We start from the raw sequence: 16234 nt of genomic DNA on the forward strand, positions 1-16234 counted from the left end.
ATTTTCTTTATATGTGTAAATGGGGCTGTCATGAAAATAGCCATTGCCGGAACAGGATATGTTGGATTGTCCAATGCGATGCTTTTGGCTCAGCATAATGAAGTTATTGCTGTCGATGTTGTAGCTGCAAAGGTTGCAATGTTGAATGATAAAGTGTCTCCTATCGTTGATAAAGAGATTGAAGATTTTCTTCATCATAAGACATTGAATTTCAAAGCAACTTTAGATGCGTTAACCGCATATCAAGACGCAGATTTTATTATTATCGCCACGCCTACTGATTATGATCCGGAAACGAATCATTTTAATACGGATTCTGTCGAATCAGTAATACGGCAGGTACTGTCTTTGAATCCCAATGCGGTGATGGTGATCAAGTCAACAATACCGGTTGGTTATACGCAGGAAATCAAAAGTAAATTCAATACGGATAATATTATATTTTCACCTGAATTCTTAAGGGAAGGGAAAGCCCTGTACGACAATCTTTATCCCTCTCGTATTGTGGTCGGTGAGCGTTCCGAGCGTGCTGAGAAATTTGCGCAGTTATTACTTCAAGGGGCGGTTAAAAAAGATGTACCTGTATTATTTACTGAGTCCACAGAAGCAGAAGCGATTAAGTTATTTTCCAACACCTATCTGGCAATGCGTATCGCTTTTTTTAATGAACTAGATACTTATGCCCAGTCTTTAGGTCTGCAAAGCAGACAGATCATCGAGGGTGTTGGGTTGGATCCAAGAATTGGCAATCACTATAATAACCCTTCATTTGGTTATGGCGGTTATTGTCTTCCCAAAGATACAAAACAGTTATTAGCGAATTACGCCAGCGTTCCTAACAACATTATTCAGGCTATCGTGGCTGCGAACGGTACTCGTAAAGATTTTATTGCAGAATCGGTAATAAAGATGAATCCGAAAGTCGTCGGAATTTACCGATTGGTGATGAAAGCTGAATCTGATAATTTTAGAGCTTCTGCTATTCAGGGGATAATGAAACGGATAAAAGCAAAAGGCATTGAGGTTGTTGTTTACGAACCCAATTTATATGATAAAGACTTTTTCCGCTCCCGAGTTGTTAATGATTTAAATGAATTTAAGTCATTATCGGATGTCATTTTGGTTAACAGAATGTCGTCGGATCTCTTGGATGTCGCAGATAAGATTTATACTCGGGATATCTTTGGTATAGATTAACGTTAAATTCGTAAGTAACCATGCTGAAGATCATTATAAAGACTGGATGGACGCGATTCGTATGCATCTGGCCGATCTGGATGCCAGCGCGCAAATGGGCGATGCGTTGCAGACCGCGGTGAAACGCGACTGGATGCTGACCGGCGAAAATCTGGCGCTATGGCGTAAGGCGTAAGGCGTGGCTGCCGGATTGATAGGGTAAATATGGAGATGCTATGAGTGATGAAATGAAAAAATCCTTTGAGTATACTAAACCGTTTACGGCTAATAAAGGGGAAGAATATTTCATGAGATTCATTCCCTGGGTTATGAGGATAATGACAATATTATTTGTTTTGGTTTCGCTTTCTTTATGGTTTGAATATGACTGGCCTTTTTTCATAAATATTAATGACATTTCATTTTTAATGGTTTTTTTTCTGTCTTTGTTTTATTTTATCTTTCTTTCTATTGATTTTTTTAGAATGTGTAGATTGAAATTAGATGACAGGAAGTATGTGGGGGAATCGATTGATCGACTAACAAGTGTAAGTGATATCATCTTATTTAAAATGAAAAAAATAGAAGAGATTGGCGTGGGTTATTCACAGCGCTTGAATCGGTCAATTATTGTTATGTCTTCCATTTTTTGTTCAGGAGGAGCAGTTTTTGTTTTTAAAGAAATTGGCGGGATAGATTTTAGTTTGCTATGGAATGATAGTCGTTGTTTTGTTATCGCAAGTCTCTTTTTCTTATCTATAACGCTGGTTTATTTAATGTCTAGCGCCAGAATCAGAATGGTAAGATATACTATTTCATTGATAGATGCGGCGCTTGAGATAAAAGAAAAGGGGAAAGGGGACCATACTCGATAAATTTTATTACCAAGTATAGAATAATGCCGGAAGGAGTGCTTTACCCGACACTTTCTTGGTGAGTGTAACGTACATATGCGGTGATATTTTTTTTCGGCTGACTTTCCGGTTTTTATTTTCCCTCCGCCCATACGTATTTTTATCCGTTATCTTGTAACTCTAACGAAATAGCCTGAACTGGTTGGATGGCTTTCACGATCCGGCGCTGGCGCGGCAGATCTACACCACGGCGTTTCCGCTGCTGGACTTGACGGTGATCCCGGATGAAGAAATTAAAACCCATCGTCGGGCCGCCTTGCTGGAACTGGTGCTGAAGCATATTCGAACGCGGGATATGCTGGAGCTGGCGCGGGATATCGGCATGTTGATGGAATTGTGGACGCTGCCCTTGACGCAGCAGCGGGCGTTGATGTTTTATATTCTGAGAACGGGGCGGACATCCGATTATCGGGCCTTTATTGATGGGGTAATCGAACCTCTAACCGGTGAACGGGAGGAAAATATGGAAACCATCGCAAACCAACTGAAGCGTGAAGGTTTTGAGGAAGGACTGCGGCAGGGCATCGGACAAATGAAAGCCAGCCAACAGCGCATAGCCCGTCAACTACTGGCAACAGGAATGCCTTTGCCGCAGGTACAACAGATTACCGGACTGTCCGCTGAGGATATGCCTGAAGATACTGAAGATAGCCTCTGAATCAACGTTTTTTCTACCCCCAGCGGCTTCAGTTACGCCCCCCCGCAGGGTTTTTTGCAGTGTGCGGCAGTCGTCGCAGCCTGGTTCGCCCGCATACATTGATGACATGCGTGTTTATGACATCATATAAATTCTTGTATTTGGGAAAGGTGGATCGCTCCCTTGGATTCGGTAAATAGTGCTGCAACAGAGTGGCTGGGGTTTCATGGAACGAGTCTGGAGTCTGCTCGCGGGATTGTGCATGGCAACTACAGGATAAGTACCGAAGAGAGTGAATGGCTGGGCCATGGCGCCTATTTTTTCATCGCAGGACTTAACGAACCGCGAACGAAAGCGATGGAGTGGGCAAAATTCCGATCTTGGGATAAAACCACGCGAACGCGCAAATATGCTCGCTATGCCGTGCTACAATCGAAGATACTGACCGCGACTCATCTGGACCTGGACGATCCGGACGACCAACGGATTTTTGAGGCCGTTCGTGAAAAATGCACGAAACGGATGCGGAATGAGGGATTCAGAGGCTTGGCGCTTGAGAACGATTGTTATCTGGCGAATTTCGCCATGAGTTATCTCGGTCTGGATGCGCTGGTGCGTAAAGAGGCGATACAAACGCGAGTCGATCAGCCGAAGACGCGGATACCCAATTGCCGTATTATGTGCGTTAAGTTCCCTGACCGGTGTGTCAGTGAGCACAGGATTATAGAAAAGGGGAAGATATGAACAGGCAAGCATGGTTACAGGATGCCCTTGCGAAAATAGACGCCATGTCCCGCGAAGAGTTCATCTCCGCAATGCAGGATTGTGGCGCGCTGGACGAAGAGCTTGACAAGGGCGGAGAGGGTGTCGTGCGTGAGGAGAGTTGCCGGCTTAGTATTAATGAAGAGGACGTGTAGCGGACGGAGTCATGCATCTTAAACTGGCGGCGAATAAAGTCCGGAAATTGCACATCACGCCTGTCGATGCACCAGCCTCAAAACAGCATCAAATTTACCTATTCCTGCAGCAAGCCTGCGAATAATGACCGAGAGTTCATCATTCATTTCGATTTCACCCTGATGTCGGAGGGAGGATTTCAATTGCGCCTCGAACATGACTTCATGTTTGAAACGGACGCCGATCTGGATGACGATTTTTGGGAAGGATCTTTCCACAGAGTTAATGCTCCCGCTATATCGGTCATTCCTGATATCAATGCGTTATTTGCAGGAAGATCCTCGCCTTCGCGAGGATGACGATAAGGTTCGGCGGTTTGTCAGCAAGCTTAACCCTGCTTCGGCAGAGTTTTTTGATAGCCGGAATTACCGCCGTAAACCGGCTGAGCTTACCGCATCATTCCCCATCGTATCATTTCAAAACAACCGTTATTTTTTCACCGGATGGCGGCAGTGCGTGTCGCGATTGCCGGTCAATTCACCGTTAAAGAAGTCCACTCATGACAGCAAGTCCGCTGGTCAGCGTGATTATTCTGGCCGCTAACGCGCGCTATTTTGAACAGGCGTTAGTACCTGTCAGCAGGATGTCGATAACCTGGAAATTATCGTCCGCGACGGCACCGGGGATAATCTGGTCGAGAATATTGTTTACCGGCTAAGCAGCGCCTCCCGCTATCCCATCCATTACCAGCGTCATGAACCCTCACTTGAACGCGCAGAGGCGCTGAATCAGGCGCTACGGCAGGCGCAGGGGCGGTATATCAAACTGCTGGCCGACAGCGATGTGCTGCGCGAAGACCATATTCGCAAACTGGTGACGGCCATAGAGACCCGTCCCGGTATCGTGTTTTCCAGTTCGCGCCGCCGCCGCATTGATGGCGAAGGGCAGGTGCAAAAAGATATTATGGCCACCGTCTATCCGTTCGCTGCGGATCAGGTCATCAACGGATGCAGCCTCAACCGTTTTTTGGCTGAATCGGTGTTGAATTTTATCGGCGAACTGAGCTGTGTTCTATTTCGTCGCACGGATTTACTGGCGCTGGCGCCAGCATGGTTCCAGATTGATGGACAAGAGATTGCATCGATTGCCGATCTGACGCTTTATAGCCAACTGCTTCGTCAGGGCGATCTGATTATGCTGGCGGAGCCGCTGACTGATCACCGTATTGACAGCGAGCCGCTATCATCCACTCTGAGCGCAAAGGCGGAAGGCGAGTATCGGCTATTCCGTGATACGTTGCGTGGTTGGCAGGATGGCGATAACGTTGCCGAACCAGATCGTCAGATTCAAATTGCCGACCCCGCCCAGCCGGATAGCTTTACGCCGTTTAATCTTGAACAGGCGCTGCAAGAGGCATATCAGCGTAGCGCCGGAGTAAGATCCACTGCCGAATGGCTGGCGCAGCGTATGCCGACGGCAAGCGAATCGCGTCTGATTACTGATTATCTGGCGCAGAATCCCTATGGCCGTGAGTTTGCCATCGTAGTATTGGATGAAGAGGGAGACGAAGAAAAGCTGCTGGTGACACTGGACAGCATTATCGCTGCCCAGCATCCGGGTGTGAAGCTGCTGCGCATTGTGCTGACGACCGCTGACCTGTCTCTTGAGCGTTACCCGTTGGACGATCTGCGTAAAAGAGACCAACAGTCTCTGGCGCAGTCGCTGAATCAGATTGCGGATGATTATGCCTTTGACTGGCTGATGCTGGTGCAGGCGGGGGAAACTTTCACTGCTGGCGGCCTGTTGATGACCAGTCTGGGATTAGTTTCTGCGCAGAGCTGCGCTGCGATATATGGTGACCAACTATTGCGCGGTGCGGATAATCAGTTGGGTGCGTGGTGCCGCCCGGATTTTAACCTTGATTATCTGCTGAGTTTACCTGCGGTCATGGCGCGGCATTGGCTGTTTAACCGGCAGGTATTATGCGAGCTGGGCGGCTTTGACGCGGCATTTCCCGAGGCGCTGGAATTCGAATTTATCGTCCGGCTGATTGAACAGAAAGGTATCGGCTCCATTGGTCATCTGGCGGAGTTTCTGACCATCGCGGACAACGTCAGTCTGCGCACGGTTGCCGATGAAATAAAGATTCTGGTGCGCCATTTACAGCGCCGGGGTTATTCGCAAGGGCAGGTTTTATCCGTGCTGCCAGGTCATTATCGGCTGAAGTATGCCCATCAGGAACAGCCGCTGGTTTCCATTATTATTCCCACTAAAGATCAATTGCCGGTGTTGATCGCCTGCGTCACCAGCCTGCTGGAAAAGACTCGCTATAAAAATTACGAACTGCTGATTATCGATAACAACAGCAAAACCCCGGAAGCGCAGGCATGGCTTAACGGCCTGGCGCAGGTCGACCCGAACCGTATTCGCGTGTTGCGTTATCCGCATGCCTTTAACTATTCGGCCATTAATAATATGGCGGCTGATGAGGCGCACGGCGATTTTCTGCTATTGCTGAATAATGATACCGCGATTATTCAGGAAGACTGGCTGGATAATCTGCTCAATCACGCTCTGCGCCCGGAAGTGGGCATTGTCGGCGCCAAGTTGGTCTATCCGGATCGGCGCATCCAGCACGGCGGCGTGATTCTGGGGCTGCGCGGCCCGGCGGAACATCCGTTTAACGGCGACCCGATGGATGCGGCGGGCTATATGCAGCGCCTGCAAGTCGATCAAAATTATAGCGTAGTAACCGCCGCCTGTTTGCTGATCCGCAAATCGGTTTATCAGCAGGTGGGAGGGCTGGATGAACAGGCGTTTAAGGTCTCCTATAACGATGTCGATCTGTGCCTGAAAGTGCGTGAGGCGGGCTACCTTACCGTCTGGACTCCGTATGCAGTGGTCATGCACGAAAGCAGCGTTAGCCAGAAAAACATGGATACCGCAGAGGCGGAAACCACGCGTCAGCGTTTAGCCGCCGAGCAGGATGCCATGTATCAGAAATGGCTACCGGTGATCGCCCGTGATCCCGCTTATAACACCAATCTGTCATTGCATGGACGGGGTTTTGAACTGGAGCCTGATGCTGAACTAAGCTGGAGGCCTTTGACCTGGCACCCGCTGCCGGTGGTGATGGCGCATTTTGCCGATCAGGCTGGTTGCGGCCATTATCGGGTGATGAAACCCTTTCATGCGCTAAAAGAGGCGGGCCTGATCGACGGTAAATTGTCCAACGTGTATCTCAATCTGCCCACCATGGCGCGCTATGCCCCGGATGTGCTGATCTTGCAGCGCCAGACCTCTGCCTACTTTCATGACTGGATCGCGCATCTTAACCGCTTCACGCAGACGTTTAAGGTGTATGAGCTGGACGACTACCTGCCTAACGTGCCTTTAAAGAGTGTACACCGGGCCAAAATTCCCAAAGATGTGGTGCGGCTGATGCGTAAAAGCCTCGGTTTTATGGATCGCTTTGTGGTCTCTACCGCGCCGTTGGCTGAAGCCTTTGCCGATCTGCACCCTAATATCCGTGTGGTGGAAAACCGCCTGCCGCTGCAATGGTGGGGGGATGTTCAGGGGGAACGACGTCAGGGTAAAAAACCGCGCGTCGGTTGGGGTGGGGGCAGCAGCCACACCGGCGATCTGGAGTTGATTACCGATATCGTGCGCGATTTGTCCGATGAGGTGGAATGGGTATTCTTCGGCATGTGTCCAGAAAAACTGCGCCCGTATGTGCATGAATTCCATCGCGGCGTGGAGATCGATCTCTACCCGGCCAAGCTGGCGTCGCTGAACCTCGATCTGGCGTTGGCACCGCTGGAAGAAAACTTGTTTAACCGCTGCAAAAGCAACTTGCGCCTGCTTGAATACGGCGCTTGCGGTTTTCCGGTCATCTGCACCGATCTCGATCCGTATCAGGGCGATCTACCGGTTACGCGAGTGCGTAACCGCTATAAGGACTGGATGGATGCTATTCGTATGCATCTGGCCGATCTGGATGCCAGCGCGCAAATGGGCGATGCGTTGCAGGCTGCCGTGAAGCGCGACTGGATGTTGACCGGCGACAATCTGGCGTTATGGCGTAAGGCGTGGTTGCCGGATTGATATAGTAAATATGGAGAGGAATCGACGCTAGGTTTCTCTCCATAAAGTAAATGCTATTAATGAGGAAATAAAAAAGACTTTGAATATACCTAACCTGTTACCACTAATAAGTGGGAAATACGTTTCTTTAAATTAATTTCATGGGTTACAGTTGCCGTAACATTATTATTGGTCGTGGTTTCACTTTCCTTATAGTTTGGATATGGTTGGTGGTTTTTTAGAAATAATTAGACTATTTTATCTTCAATGCTTCTTTTTCTGTTTTTATGTTATTTCATCTTACTTTCTATAGTGCTCTTTAGAATGTGTAGGTTGAAAATCGATGATAGGAAACGTTTGGGGAAATCTATTGACCAACTAACGAGTGTAAGTAATGGTTTTGAGGAAGGACTACAGACCGGAATTAATCAAGGGCTGGAACAAGGTATAGAGCAGGGTATGAAAGCCAGCGCTACGCATTGCCCGCCAATTGCTGGAAAATGGTATGCAACCACAACAGATACAACAGCTTATCGGCCTGGTAATATGCTACCCTATCAGTATTAGCCCCCACAGAGATTCCTGTAACAAATCTTGATCAGTCTTGCGTGGTAGCTGGCCCTGATGCAGACTCTTGAATCAGTGTAAAGCGAAGTTGATTACACAGCCTGAGGATGGCCTCTACGATGAAATATTATTACACTTGATCCCGTTTATTGGTGGAGAGCATCTTTTTTCATAACAGCAAGTTGATTTTATTGCTGGTTTAGTTAAATGGGGTATTCCCGATAAACAAGAATTGATGGTTTGTATACCTTTCTGCTTGATTATGCCGCCATTTCATAACGCCGCTGATGTCAGATAACCCTGCGTTGAGTGACTTTAATCCCGCAGTTGTTGTAAAAATCAAGCATTGGGACTGGCATGGATATGGTGTTATATATGGGCATATCCCAAATAGGCTGCCTTTTCTGGCGCTATTCAAGCGATTGGCTACCCTCCTCAAAAGCATAATAGTGTCGATAACACTATTATCGTAGGTATTTGTCACTGTGAGCGATCTGTATACCGCCGAAGGCACAATGGATAAGAGCGCGCTGTGGAAGCGCTATGTTCCTTTAGTGCGCCATGAAGCCTTGCGTTTACAGGTTCGTCTCCCCGCGAGCGTTGAGCTTGATGATTTGCTGCAGGCTGGCGGTATCGGTTTGCTCAGTGCGGTTGAGCGTTACGATTCACTGCAAGGTACTGCGTTTACTACTTATGCAGTGCAGCGAATTCGAGGCTCAATGCTGGATGAATTACGTAGTCGTGACTGGGCTCCACGTAGTGTGCGGCGTAATGCGCGGGAAGTGGCACATGCAATGCAGCAGGCTGAACAGAAATTGGGTCGGGCACCAACTGAACAGGAAGTTGCGAACGCCTTGAATATTACGCTGGAAGATTATCGTCAGATTTTGCTGGATACCAACAATAGCCAGCTTTTTTCTTACGATGAATGGCGTGAAGAACATGGCGATAGCGCAGAAGCGTTGTTGGAAGGCAATGAAGACGCCAATCCGTTGCATCAACTGATGGAAGGTAATTTACGCCATCGGGTAATGGAGGCGATAGAAAACCTGCCTGAACGCGAAAAGTTGGTGTTAACGCTTTACTATCAGGAAGAGCTGAATTTAAAAGAGATCGGCGCTGTTCTGGAAGTAGGGGAGTCACGGGTCAGTCAGTTGCATAGCCAGGCGATAAAGCGCCTGCGCGTAAAATTAATGAATGCCGTTTAATTTAGCTGCGTAGGAATAGTGTTATTTCAGTATATACCTAATGAATTTCAAGGTGCAGGAAGACGGCAACTGAACAAATTTCCGGCAGCGACCGGGTAATCAGGGTAGCCAGCAAACCTGTAGCTTGAAAGATGACAGGTATATTGTTATGGAATGGATTCATGTCTCAATCAATTCGGAAGAAACAGCTTTTCAGCCGTTATCTGAAAGATTTTAAACATAAACAAACGCATTGCTCGCATTGTAATAAAGTGCTTGACCGCGTGTCATTGGTGTTTCGTAATCAGCTTATTAATAAAAAATCCATTGGTAACATCGATAAGTTAATTGATGACGAAATATGGTTAATCCTGCAACATGAGCTAATTCCTCTCTGTCGTTTCTGTGGTGAAATATTATGCAATACACATGTTGACTATTTCGATATTAAAGCTTTCACCCAGTACCTGATTGAACAGACGGAAGTCAGGCATAGCACGATGCATGAATACGTCATTCGGTTACGTCGTTTGGATGAGCAACTGGCGGCGAAAAATTTTCCAAAGGAAAATTTTGCCAGAGACAACATACAGAAACATATTCGCGATTACCTCCCCGATATTGAACTTAATATCTACAGGAGCGCGCTGCGAAAATACGATCAATATCTGGATTGGCGCAGACATTACTGATGGGGGCGATACCGCTTTATCAGGCGAAGGTTGTCAAATCTTTGTATCCTTGCTATATGTAAATATTATGGCAGTGTAAAAAAGCTTGCAAAGTAGAGGCTAAATATTGCACTGTCATACTACTGAAATCATTTGGCACTATTTTTTAGTCTGATGGTTAACAGTGGTTCTTAATACGGTCAATCATTATTCATTGGAATAGTTGTTGTCACAGTGAGGAACGCGAATGGTAATGTCCTTTTTGGGACTACGTAGTCAAAGCATGCTGACTCGCCGATGCGAGGGATTCTCTCCCCACCAATTTTCTACACTGTGCCACTTGCCGTTAACTCCATTTTCTTGCTTATCTGTTCTGTCTGATTACTCCTCATCGATTATGTTATCAATCCGGTTTTCATATTATTCCGGCTTGAGCATTATTCATGCTGTTCTCCTTCGGCTTAATAAGGAAGCCAAACCTCGCTTGTGAGTGAAACGTCACGCGCTGCTTGGCAGTGCGGTAAGTGAAACAAACTGTAAGGTGCCACTATGGGAAGACAAAAAGCAGTGATCAAAGCACGTCGTGAAGCGAAACGCGTTATTCGGCGCGAATCGCGTAGTTACCGTCAACGTGAAGAAGAATCGGTCACTTCTCTGGTTCAAATGGGTGGGATTGAATCGATAGGGATGGCGCGGGAAAATCGCGATACCTCTGTTATTGAGGCCAGAACAACCGCCCAGGAGTATTACTTGTCTGCAATAGAGAATAAACAGTTAATCTTTGCCACCGGTGAGGCGGGTTGTGGCAAAACGTTTCTGAGTGCGGCCAAAGCGGCGGAAGCACTTATTCATAAAGAGGTTGATCGTATTATTGTGACCAGGCCGGTATTACAGGCCGATGAGGATTTAGGCTTTTTACCTGGAGATATTACCGAGAAGTTTGCGCCTTATTTCCGTCCGGTTTATGACGTGCTGTTACGACGGCTGGGCGCGTCGTTTATGCAGTATTGTTTACGACCGGAAATAGCTAAAGTGGAAATCGCGCCATTTGCTTATATGCGCGGGCGGACGTTTGAAAACGCCGTGGTTATTCTGGACGAAGCTCAGAATGTGACGGTTAACCAAATGAAAATGTTTCTTACTCGTTTGGGGGAAAATGTGACGGTAATCGTGAATGGTGATGTGACGCAGTGTGATTTACCCTCGGGAGTGAAATCCGGACTGCGTGATGCGCTGGAGCGTTTTGCTGAGGACGACATGATTGGCGTCGTCTCTTTTGGTAAGCAGGATTGTGTGCGTTCGGAACTGTGCCAGCGAACCCTCAATGCCTATGGTTAGTATGCATACCACTGGTTTTTGAGCCGCAAGGATGAATGTCTAATACATTCAGGACGATAAAAAACGCCGCGAAAGCGGCGTTTTTCCCGGCGTGTTCCGGATTGACTTCTGCGTGATTAAGCGCGAATGAAGTCGATATGAGTCAGTTTTGGCTTGAACGGGTGACGCTGTACAGCCTGAACCTTGACTTTGGTTTCTTTACCATCGATTGACAGAGTGACAACTTCACCGTAGAAACCCTCTTTCAGTTCCTGGTTTTTAACGCTGTCATGATCCAACTCGATAGAAATCGGCGCTTCTGAACCACCATAAACGATGGCTGGGAATTTGCCAGCTTGACGCAGGCGGCGGCTCGCACCCTTACCCTGCTCTTTACGTGCTTCTGCTTTGATAGTAATCATTTTTTACTCTACTTAAGATAAGTAATCCTGCTACAGGCGACCCAGCAGCAAGTTGGGTTGTTCTGCTTTTGCGTGACAAAAGCGGGCGGAATTCTAGCGGAATATGCCCCTTTGGGCAAATAAAACCATGAATTAGTTAGCCCCTCAGCTCGTTTGCCCGACGAAAACGGCCCTGATAATCGAACATTTTTTCTCGTATCTGCCAGAATTTCCCCTGACGGCGGGCAACGACAAAGTCGGGCGCCCGCAGTAAATGCTGTTGTGCCGGAATGTCGGCGGCAGTTTGCCAGGTAAAGAGAGTGCCGGGCGCCCGTTGATGGACGCGTAAGAAATTTAACTGAAATATATGGCGCTGTGCTGGCGTTTGCAGTCGAAAACGCTCACTTACGTCAGCGCCATCTTCGTCAAAGTAGGTGATATTGAGCCATTCCCCTTTGGCATCCTTACCTGGTGTCAGGGTCATTCCGCTACAGCGTAACACCAGCGCGTCTTTCAGTTTCAGCGCCGCTTTCAGCATATCATCCGGATCAACCAGCACGTTTTCACACTGATGACAACGGCGGGCCGCAATGTCATTTTCCGCACCACAATGTGGGCAGACTTTAAAGCGAAAACGAAAGTCGCATTGCTGACGCTGACCGTTGTCCACCGTTTCCCATCCTTGACAGCGGCGACCATAATGTTCGATCACGTTGCCGTCCGGGGTGGTTTTTCCCCAAAATAAATTGGCAAAACCGCATTGCGGACAAAAAACCTGTACCGGTTGGCTGTCGCTGTGAGGTTTGCTATTTCCGACTTCAGGGGTATAGAGATCGTGCGGGTTTCCAGCATAGTCCAGAATCAGGCATTCTGTTTTGCCGGGAAACAAACGTAAGCCACGGCCAACAATTTGCTGATATAAACTAACGGATTCCGTCGGACGCAATATGGCAATCAGGTCAACGTGCGGGGCATCAAAACCGGTCGTCAGCACGGCAACGTTGACCAGATAACGTAAACGTTGCTGTTTAAAGGCTTCGATAAGCGCGTCGCGCTCCGCATAGGGCGTGTCGGCACTGACCAGTGCGGCCTGGCCTGGCGGCAGTAATGTATAGATTTCACGGGCATGTTCAACTGTCGCCGCAAAGATCATTACGCCCAAACGCGTCTCGGCGTATTCGACTATCTGACTGATGATATGCGGGGTGATACGCTGTTGGCGCTGTAGCTCGTGATTAAGATCAGCCTCACTGAATAGGCCATTACTTCTGGCTACCAGTTTGCTGAAGTCGTATTTCACAATAGGCATATCCATGCGGTCTGGCGGCACCAGAAATCCCTGTTTGATCATGTAGCGTAACGGTAGTTCATAGATACAATCACGGAACAGGCAGCGCTCATCACCGCGGATCATGCCATGATAGTGATATTGATAAATCCACCCTTTCCCCAGGCGATAAGGTGTTGCCGTCAGCCCTAACAGCCGCAGTTGCGGGTTGGTTTGTTGCAGGTGCTGGATAATTTGCTGATATTGACTGTTGTCGTCATCGCTGATGCGGTGGCATTCATCAATGATCAGTAATGAAAAGGATTGTTCGAATTGATCCAGGTTGCGGGCGACAGACTGCACACTGCCAAATACCACTTTTCCCTGGCTGTGCCGTTGTTGTAGTCCGGCGGCAAAAATATCAGCTTTAAGGCCCCAGGCGCAGTATTTGGCATGGTTCTGTGCCACCAGTTCTTTGACGTGCGCTAATACCAATACGCGACCGCGGGCCAGTTTCGCTAACTCGGCAATGACCAGACTTTTCCCCGCGCCTGTCGGCAGCACAATGACTGCTGGTTGGGTATGACGACGAAAATAGCCGAGCGTAGCAGATACGGCCTCGCGCTGGTAAGGTCGTAAGGTAAAAGGCATGGCTGTTTAATGCTGACAGATTTTACTGGCGCTGGTGGTAAAGCCGGCGTCAAGCGGAATAAACTTGCCGCGATCGGATAGAAACTGAACCAGCATTGTCGCCGTCATATCAGCGGCTGAACAGGTATGAAAACGGGTATCGCTGCCGAAACGGCTTTCAATGGCGGCAATCAGCTGTTCAGTGGTAAACGCCTCGCCGGAAGCGAGCATCATTTGTAAGACTTCATGGCCGTGGATAGATGGCATTGGCTGACCTGTAAAGTAAAAAAACTATTCTTATTATGCCTGTTGATTATCGTCAGCGCGATAGCGGTATAACCCTTTGTGCAGGGTTGCCATGTGCTAAAGCGAGAGGGCGGGCCGTTGAATTCTAGGATGTCAGCCAAAGCCCCGTTATACTAAAACACTCTGGCAGCGATTCACGTTGCTTTTCTTCATCTTCATGAGTAATAACGCGCGGCGCATCATCCTGCGTGTATCAGCCTCATGGTTTAAAAAGGCCATTGGTTTTTAATGCGATTGGACAAATTTTTATCCCAGCAACTGGCAATCAGCCGTTCGCTGGTGGCGCGTGAACTGCGCGCGCAACGGGTTACTGTTGATGGGGAAGTGGTCAAAAGCGGTTCTTTTAAATTGCTGCCTGAGCATGAGGTGGCGTTTGATGGTAATCCGTTGGCACAGCAGCATGGGCCGCGTTATTTTATGCTGAATAAACCGCAAGGCTATGTGTGCTCAACGGATGATCCCGATCATCCGACTATTCTTTATTTTATGGATGTCCCTGTCGCCCATAAACTTCATGCGGCGGGACGGCTTGATATTGATACCACCGGGTTGGTGCTGTTGACCGATGACGGACAGTGGTCGCATCGTATTACTTCCCCCAAACATCACTGCGAGAAGACCTACCTGGCGACGCTGGAGCAACCATTAAGCGACGACACCGCAGGGCAGTTTGCTGCCGGTGTACAGTTACATGGCGAGAAGAATTTAACCAAACCCGCTATGCTGGAAAAGATAACCGACTATCAGGTTCGTCTGACTATCAGTGAAGGGCGCTATCATCAGGTAAAAAGAATGTTTGCTGCGGTGGGCAATCGCGTTGTGCAGTTGCACCGTGAGCGTATTGGCGGCATTAGTCTGGACTGCACGTTAGAACCCGGCGAGTTCCGGGTGTTGAACCGTCAGGAAATTTCCAGCATCGGGTAATAACGGCTTTTCGTTAATCAGGAGCCACTCTCAGTGCAACAAAACCGCTCTTCCCACGTGGGGTTGATTTTTATACTTGGCTTGATTTCCATGCTGATGCCGTTAGCAATTGATATGTATTTACCGGCCATGCCGACAATTGCGAAAGAATTTGGCGTTGATGCCGGGCAAGTCCAGATGACGCTCAGTATTTATATGCTGGGGTTTGCCATCGGTCAGATGTTTTATGGCCCGATGGCTGACAGCCTGGGGCGTAAGCCGATTATTCTGGGAGGGACGTTGGTTTTCGCCACAACGGGCGCCGCCTGTGCGCTTTCTCAGAGTGTGGAACAATTAATTAATATGCGTTTCCTGCATGGCATGTCTGCGGCGGCGGCCGTGGTCATTAATGCGCTGATGCGGGACATGTTCTCCAAAGATGAATTTTCCCGCATGATGTCGTTTGTCGTGCTGGTGATGACGGTCGCTCCTTTACTTGCGCCTATTGCCGGCGGGGCAATGCTGCTCTGGTTCAGTTGGCATACTATTTTCTGGGTAATGTCAGGGGCGGCATTTCTGACGGCTGCACTGATTTTCTTTTTTATCAAAGAAACGCTTCCGCCAGAGCGGCGACATAAGTTCCATCTGCGCACGACGATAGGTAACTTTGCCATGCTGTTCCGGCATAAACGTGTGTTCAGCTACATGGTGGCGGGCGGTCTGTCGTTTTGCGGCATGTTTTCTTTTCTGAGTGCGGGGCCTTTTGTTTACATCAATTTGCATGGCGTCTCTCCTCAGCATTTTGGTTATTACTTCGCACTGAATATTTTCTTCCTGTTTATGGTGACGCTGTTCAACAGTCGAAACGTTCGTCGTCTTGGGGCGATGACCATGTTTCGCATCGGGCTGTTGTTTCAGTTCGCCATAGGAATATGGCTGGTATTAGTGTGTGCGTTTAATCTTGGCTTTTGGCCACTGGTATTGGGTGTGGCGCTGTATGTTGGTTGTATCGCAATGGTGACGTCAAATGCGATGGCGGTGATTCTGGATGATTTCCCGAACATGGCTGGCACCGCAGCATCTCTGACCGGGACGCTTCGTTTTGGACTGGGGGCGATAACAGGGTTTGTTTTGTCGATGGCTACTTTTAACAGCGCCTGGCCGATGGTGATTTCCATGGCCTCCTGCTCCTTCGCTGCTTTTCTATTCTATCTTTACGCCAGCCGTCCTGCGAAATCCTGATACCGGTGACAATCGGCATGTCCTATATATTGGTTT

The 16234-nt window shown here is 48.3% G+C and carries 17 protein-coding genes; 13 read left to right on the top strand and 4 right to left on the bottom strand.

The genetic code is table 11. From position 1 onward, the window contains the following. The first annotated feature begins 30 nt into the window (after positions 1-30). From BIY29_RS03270 to BIY29_RS20155, 6 genes are all read left to right on the top strand, one after another. Positions 31-1197 carry a nucleotide sugar dehydrogenase gene (locus BIY29_RS03270; RefSeq protein WP_121573723.1) on the top strand — a complete coding sequence of 389 codons (1167 nt, stop codon included), beginning with the start codon at positions 31-33 and terminating at the stop codon, positions 1195-1197. A gap of 46 nt (positions 1198-1243) precedes the next feature. After that, positions 1244-1372, top strand: coding sequence for a hypothetical protein (locus tag BIY29_RS20780; RefSeq protein ID WP_276310276.1), 129 nt, complete (start codon positions 1244-1246; stop codon positions 1370-1372). 40 nt (positions 1373-1412) lie between these two features. Then, positions 1413-2051, top strand: a complete 639-nt coding sequence (locus BIY29_RS03275) for a hypothetical protein (RefSeq protein WP_121573724.1) — start codon at positions 1413-1415, stop codon at positions 2049-2051. Positions 2052-2232: 181 nt separating this feature from the next. Next, a complete protein-coding gene (locus tag BIY29_RS03280; RefSeq protein WP_170158877.1) occupies positions 2233-2748 on the top strand; it encodes an Rpn family recombination-promoting nuclease/putative transposase in 516 nt (171 codons plus the stop codon). A gap of 162 nt (positions 2749-2910) precedes the next feature. Beyond that, positions 2911-3471, top strand: coding sequence for a hypothetical protein (locus BIY29_RS03285; protein WP_121573726.1), 561 nt, complete (start codon positions 2911-2913; stop codon positions 3469-3471). Then, complete coding sequence (locus tag BIY29_RS20155) at positions 3468-3644, top strand: hypothetical protein (RefSeq protein WP_170158878.1); 177 nt, start codon at positions 3468-3470, stop codon at positions 3642-3644. Before BIY29_RS03285 ends, BIY29_RS20155 begins: the two co-directional genes overlap by 4 nt. Positions 3645-3698: 54 nt before the next feature. Here the strand turns inward: BIY29_RS20155 and BIY29_RS03290 are convergent, their stop codons facing one another. Continuing rightward, the gene (locus tag BIY29_RS03290) at positions 3699-3902 is read right to left on the bottom strand and encodes a hypothetical protein (RefSeq protein ID WP_121573727.1); all 204 of its coding nucleotides are present in this window, start codon (positions 3900-3902) and stop codon (positions 3699-3701) included. Between the two features lie 281 nt (positions 3903-4183). Between BIY29_RS03290 and BIY29_RS20380 the strand changes: the two genes are divergently transcribed. The 5 genes from BIY29_RS20380 to phoH all read left to right on the top strand — a co-directional run bounded on the left by BIY29_RS20380 (position 4184) and on the right by phoH (position 11470). Continuing rightward, positions 4184-4342, top strand: coding sequence for a hypothetical protein (locus BIY29_RS20380; RefSeq protein ID WP_205680302.1), 159 nt, complete (start codon positions 4184-4186; stop codon positions 4340-4342). Beyond that, positions 4288-7728: a glycosyltransferase gene (locus tag BIY29_RS03295; RefSeq protein ID WP_338067778.1), complete on the top strand. Its 3441-nt coding sequence runs from the start codon at positions 4288-4290 to the stop codon at positions 7726-7728. Before BIY29_RS20380 ends, BIY29_RS03295 begins: the two co-directional genes overlap by 55 nt. Positions 7729-8759: 1031 nt before the next feature. After that, positions 8760-9482, top strand: coding sequence for an RNA polymerase sigma factor FliA (locus BIY29_RS03300; protein ID WP_121573728.1), 723 nt, complete (start codon positions 8760-8762; stop codon positions 9480-9482). A gap of 161 nt (positions 9483-9643) precedes the next feature. Continuing rightward, positions 9644-10153, top strand: coding sequence for a flagella biosynthesis regulatory protein FliZ (gene fliZ, locus BIY29_RS03305; protein WP_121573729.1), 510 nt, complete (start codon positions 9644-9646; stop codon positions 10151-10153). Positions 10154-10681: 528 nt separating this feature from the next. Then, the gene (gene phoH, locus BIY29_RS03310; RefSeq protein WP_121573730.1) at positions 10682-11470 is read left to right on the top strand and encodes a phosphate starvation-inducible protein PhoH; all 789 of its coding nucleotides are present in this window, start codon (positions 10682-10684) and stop codon (positions 11468-11470) included. A gap of 116 nt (positions 11471-11586) precedes the next feature. Here phoH and rplY read toward each other — a convergent pair whose 3' ends face one another. The 3 genes from rplY to BIY29_RS03325 form a co-directional block, all read right to left on the bottom strand. Next, the gene (gene rplY / locus BIY29_RS03315; RefSeq protein ID WP_121573731.1) at positions 11587-11871 is read right to left on the bottom strand and encodes a 50S ribosomal protein L25; all 285 of its coding nucleotides are present in this window, start codon (positions 11869-11871) and stop codon (positions 11587-11589) included. Positions 11872-12007: 136 nt separating this feature from the next. Then, positions 12008-13768 carry a DNA repair helicase RadD gene (gene radD, locus BIY29_RS03320; RefSeq protein WP_121573732.1) on the bottom strand — a complete coding sequence of 587 codons (1761 nt, stop codon included), beginning with the start codon at positions 13766-13768 and terminating at the stop codon, positions 12008-12010. Positions 13769-13774: 6 nt separating this feature from the next. Then, the gene (locus tag BIY29_RS03325) at positions 13775-14014 is read right to left on the bottom strand and encodes a YecH family metal-binding protein (RefSeq protein ID WP_121573733.1); all 240 of its coding nucleotides are present in this window, start codon (positions 14012-14014) and stop codon (positions 13775-13777) included. Between the two features lie 267 nt (positions 14015-14281). On the opposite strand from BIY29_RS03325, the gene rsuA reads away from it, so the two are divergent. Together rsuA and BIY29_RS03335 are read left to right on the top strand one after the other, a co-directional pair. Next, positions 14282-14977 (top strand): 16S rRNA pseudouridine(516) synthase RsuA, encoded by a 696-nt coding sequence (gene rsuA, locus BIY29_RS03330; protein ID WP_121573734.1) that lies wholly within the window; start codon positions 14282-14284, stop codon positions 14975-14977. A gap of 33 nt (positions 14978-15010) precedes the next feature. Beyond that, on the top strand, positions 15011-16198 hold the full coding sequence (locus BIY29_RS03335) for a Bcr/CflA family multidrug efflux MFS transporter (RefSeq protein ID WP_121573735.1): 1188 nt from the start codon (positions 15011-15013) through the stop codon (positions 16196-16198). Positions 16199-16234: the final 36 nt, after the last annotated feature.

The sequence above is a fragment of the Brenneria alni genome (assembly GCF_003666245.1).
Taxonomy (GTDB): Bacteria; Pseudomonadota; Gammaproteobacteria; order Enterobacterales; family Enterobacteriaceae; genus Brenneria; species Brenneria alni.